The organism is Paracoccus sp. (in: a-proteobacteria) (assembly GCF_039808215.1).
In the GTDB taxonomy this organism is placed as follows: Bacteria; Pseudomonadota; Alphaproteobacteria; order Rhodobacterales; family Rhodobacteraceae; genus Paracoccus.
The window spans coordinates 1-4,312 of record NZ_JBDHSP010000135.1 but is presented as its reverse complement, the minus strand read 5'-3'; the positions used below and the strand labels follow the sequence as shown (position 1 = coordinate 4,312).

At 68.5% G+C, this 4,312-nt stretch carries 5 protein-coding genes; 4 read left to right on the top strand and 1 reads right to left on the bottom strand.

Annotated features, from left to right (window positions below):
* The coding region (locus tag WMK75_RS18520) for a TetR/AcrR family transcriptional regulator (protein WP_347269058.1) at positions 1-484 on the bottom strand (484 nt) is incomplete at its 3' end.
* Positions 485-534: 50 nt separating this feature from the next.
* On the opposite strand from WMK75_RS18520, the gene WMK75_RS18515 reads away from it, so the two are divergent.
* From WMK75_RS18515 to WMK75_RS18500, 4 genes are all read left to right on the top strand, one after another.
* Positions 535-1,635, top strand: a complete 1,101-nt coding sequence (locus WMK75_RS18515) for an ABC transporter ATP-binding protein (RefSeq protein ID WP_347269057.1) — start codon at positions 535-537, stop codon at positions 1,633-1,635.
* 47 nt (positions 1,636-1,682) lie between these two features.
* On the top strand, positions 1,683-2,720 hold the full coding sequence (locus WMK75_RS18510) for an ABC transporter substrate-binding protein (protein ID WP_347269056.1): 1,038 nt from the start codon (positions 1,683-1,685) through the stop codon (positions 2,718-2,720).
* A gap of 43 nt (positions 2,721-2,763) precedes the next feature.
* Positions 2,764-3,582 carry an ABC transporter permease gene (locus tag WMK75_RS18505; RefSeq protein ID WP_347269055.1) on the top strand — a complete coding sequence of 273 codons (819 nt, stop codon included), beginning with the start codon at positions 2,764-2,766 and terminating at the stop codon, positions 3,580-3,582.
* Positions 3,579-4,312, top strand: a 734-nt coding sequence (locus WMK75_RS18500; RefSeq protein ID WP_347269054.1) for an ABC transporter permease, incomplete at its 3' end; no start/stop codon positions are given. The genes WMK75_RS18505 and WMK75_RS18500, both read left to right, overlap by 4 nt.

Sequence of the window (4,312 nt, the reverse complement as noted above, 5' to 3'; positions counted from 1 at the left end):
ACTCGTCGAGCTCGTCGGCGAGCTGCCCCTGGCAGCGCATCAGGCCGATATTCCGGCGGTAGAGATCGATATAGTAGAGATGGCCGATGGCGAGGCGCTGGTAGAAGCTCTGGCCGGGCCGGCGCTGGGGTCGGTGCGCGCGGATCGCCTCCATGAAGGCGGTGAGCACGTCATGCGCCACGCCGCGCTTGTCCTTCCAGTGCAGGTAGAAGGTGCCGTGGGCGAAATCGGCGCGCTTGCAGATATCGGCGACCTTGAGACCGCCGAAGCCTGAATCCTGGATCAACTCGGCCGCCGCGATCATCAGCTTTCGGCGGGTCATCTCCGAACGCGACAGTTTCGGCGCGGCTTCCAACTCGGCGCGCATGGCTTCCGGCAGGCTGAAGCCGGAGGTTGCGGCCCTTCCGGCGCCCGGACCGGCAGCCCTTTCGACCGGATCGATGACTTCGTCAGCCTGCTTTGCGGATGGATGGCCGCTTGACACGTCTCGTCTCCGATTCACATACTGACATTGATATCAGTTTCAGGATCGTGATGCACCCATCTCTAGCACATCGCGGCGCGAAAGGGTTGCAGGCCTCCTCGGGCGGGGCGCCGATCTCGTTTGCGGGAATCACGAAGCGCTACGGACCGGTCGAGGCGCTCCGGGAGTTCTCGCTGGACATAGCGGGCGGGGAGTTCGTCACCTTCCTCGGCCCCTCGGGCTCCGGCAAGACGACGGCGCTCAACATCCTCGCCGGCTTCATCGAGCCCAGCGCCGGCGACGTGCTGATCGACGGGGTCTCGATCACCCGCCTGCCGACCGAGAAGCGCAATGTCGGCATGGTCTTCCAGAGCTATTCGCTGTTCCCGCACATGGATGTCCGCGACAATGTCGCCTTTCCGCTGCGCATGCGCGGCGTGCCGAAGGCCGAGCGCCATCGCCGGGCCGAGCAGGCGCTGGCGATGGTCCGGCTCGCCGGCTTCGGCGGGCGCAAGCCGCACGAGCTCTCCGGCGGCCAGCGCCAGCGCGTCGCCTGCGCCCGCGCCATCGTGTTCGAGCCGCGCGTGCTGCTGATGGACGAGCCGCTCGGCGCGCTCGACCTCAAGCTGCGCGAGGCGATGCAGGACGAGATCCGCGAGGTTCAGCGCCGCATCGGCTGCACCGTGATCTATGTGACGCACGACCAGGGCGAGGCGCTCGCCATGTCCGACCGGATCGTGGTGATGAGCGAGGGGCGCATCGAGCAGATCGGCACGCCGGCGGCGGTCTACGACAACCCCAGCAACGCCTTCGTGGCGCAGTTCGTCGGCGAGACCAATTTCCTGCCCGCGACCTCGGCCGGCGGCCGGCTGTCCCTGGCGGGGACGCAGGCGCCGGCGCCCGCCCGCCTGCCGGAAGGCTGGCGCGGGCGGGTGGCGCTGCGCCCGGAGCATTTCACGCGGGTTTCCGAGGCCGGCGGCCCGGCGCTGCTCTCCGGGCGGATCGCCGACGCGGCCTTCCATGGCGGCAGCTATCGCTATGTCGTCGAGACGGAACAGGCCGGGCGCGTGATCGTCCAGGAGCAGCGCCGGCACCGCGGCGAAGGCCCGGTGGTGGGCGCGCCGGTGACGCTCGGATTCAGCCTGGAAAGGGCCGCGTTTCTCGACGGCTGACATGGGTTCGCAACGACGACAAGGGGAGGAGACGAACGATGACCGCAATGACGAGACGTGACATGGGCCGCCTGGCCCTGGGTGGCGCGGCGCTGGCCGCGATGGGGGCGGGTGCGCGGGCGCAGGCCGTGACGATCACGGTCAATGGCTCCGGCGGCAGCCTGGCGAAGTCGCTGGAGCGGATCTACGAGAAGCCCTTCACCGCCGAGACCGGCATCGGCGTGCGCGCCACGGCGCCCGTCTCGCTCGCCAAGCTCAAGGCGATGGTCGAGACCGGCAACATGGAATGGGACCTGACCGAGATGGGCGGGGCCGACATGATCGAGGCCGTGAAGAACGGCTGGCTCACCGAAATCGACTGGTCGATCGTCGATCCCGACAACAAGCTGCCGCCGATCGCGCGCCAGAAATACGGCATGGTCACCTCGACCTTCTCGACCGTGATCGCCTATCGCACCGACAAGTTCGGCGGCAAGGCGCCGAAATCCTGGGCCGATTTCTGGGACGTGAAGGGCTTCCCGGGGCCGCGCGCCCTGCAGGATTCGCCGGTGCAGAACCTCGAATTCGCCCTGCTGGCCGATGGCGTGCCCGCCGACAAGCTCTACCCGCTCGATATCGAGCGCGCCTTCAAGAAGCTCGACCAGATCAAGCGCCATGTCGCGACCTGGTGGACGACCGGCGCCCAGCAGGTCCAGCTCCTCGTCGATGGCGAGGCGGTGATGGGCACGGTCTGGAACGGGCGCGTGCCGCCGCTCAAGAAGGAGGGCAAGCCGGTCGACATCATCTGGAACGGCGGCGCGCTGCAGCTCTCCTACTGGGCGGTTCCGAAGGGCGCCAAGCATCCGCGCGAGGCGATGCGCTACATGAAGACGCGCCTCGACCCGGACAAGGGCGTCGAGATGCTGAAGGATTCGCCCTATCCCGGCTTCGCCCCCGGCCTGATCGAGAAGGTCTCGCCCGACCTCGCCCGGATCCTGCCGATCCATCCCGACAACGTCGCGGTGCAATACTCCTTCAACCCGGAATACTGGAGCGAGCACCGGCCGAAGCTGACCGAGCGCTGGGCCGCCTGGCTGCTGAGCTGACGGGCAAGGGCCGGAGGCGGGGACCGTGTCCAGGACATCGCTGGTGGCGCCGCTTCTGGCCGCGCCGCTCCTCCTGCTCTTCGCGATCTTCTTCGTGGTCCCGTTCGCCGAGATCATGCGGGTCTCGTTTTCGGGCAAGGGCGGCGCGCTCGCCGGCGCGGCCTGGCTGCTCTCCTCGCCCGTCTTCGCGGTGGTCTTCCTGAACACGCTGAAGCTCGCGCTGAGCGTGACGCTGATCTGCCTCGTCCTCGGCTATCCCGCCGCCTGCTTCATCGCCGGCCAGCCGGCCTCCCGGCGCGGCGTCTATCTCGCGCTGGTGCTGCTGCCGTTCTGGACCAGCGTCCTGGTGCGGACCTACACATGGTCGCTGGTGCTCGGGCGCGAGGGGCTGCTCAACGCCTCGCTGATCTGGCTCGGCCTCGCCGACGAGCCGCAGCGCTTCATGTTCACGCCGCTGGCGGTGCATCTCGGCATGGTCCAGATCCTGCTGCCGGTGGCGATCCTGACGCTGGTCGGCGTCATGACCGAGCTCGATCCGGGGCTGGTGCGGGCCGCGCGCGTCCTCGGCGCCTCGCCCTGGCGGGCCTTCTGGCATGTCTATCTGCCGATGACGAAGCCCGGCATCGTCGCCGCCGCGATGCTGCTCTTCATCCTTTCGCTCGGCTTCTACATCACGCCGGCGCTGCTGGGCGGGCCGCGCCACCGCACCGTCGCCAACCTGATCGACCTCCAGGTCCACCAGATGAACGACTGGACGGCGGCCTCGGCCATGGCGCTCGTCCTGCTGGTGACGACCATCGTCGCGGTCGCGCTGCTGCGCCGGCTGGTGCCGGACCGCAATCTCTACGGGAGTGCGAGATGAGCCCCCGTCTCGTCCGCATCGGGCTTTGCCTCTGGTTCTGCGCGGTCGTCTTCTTCCTGCTGTTTCCGCTGCTCTTCCTGATTCCGCTCTCCTTCAACGAATCGGAGATCCTGAGCTTTCCGCCGGCGGCCTGGTCGCTGCGCTGGTACCGCGTGCTGTTCACCGACGCGTCCTGGAGCGGGGCGCTCTGGCTCAGCGTCAGGATCGGCGTGCTGGTGACGATCCTGTCGGTCGCGATCGGCACCGCGAGCGCGCTGGCGATCGTGCGCCACCGCCTGCCGGGGGCCGGGCTGCTCTACGGGCTGTCGATCGCGCCGCTGATCGTGCCGGGCATCGTCATCGCGCTCGGCATGTTCATGCTGTTCGCGCGGTTGCGATGGCTGGAGAGCCTGACCACGCTGGTCCTCGCCCATACGGTCGTGGCCGTGCCCTATGTGATCGTGGTGGTGAGCGCGGCCCTGCGCAATCTCGACGAGACGATCGAGCGCGCGGCGCGGGTGCTGGGCGCGGGGCCCTGGCGCAGCTTCCTGCTGGTGACGATGCCGGCGCTGCGGCCGGCGATCCTGGCCGGGGCGATGTTCGCCTTCTTCGCCTCCTTCGACGACCTGATCATCACGCTGTTCGTCTCCGGGGCGATCGAGACCCTGCCGCTGCGGATCTGGAACGACCTCAATCTCAGGCTCGACCCGACCGTCGCCGCCGCCGCCTGCGTGATGGTGGCGATGTCGAT

Coding starts and splice junctions, on each gene's coding strand:
- WMK75_RS18515 (WP_347269057.1), top strand. CDS start 535: ATGCACCCATCTCTAGCACATCGCGGCGCGAAAGGGTTGCAGGCCTCC.
- WMK75_RS18510 (WP_347269056.1), top strand. CDS start 1,683: ATGACGAGACGTGACATGGGCCGCCTGGCCCTGGGTGGCGCGGCGCTG.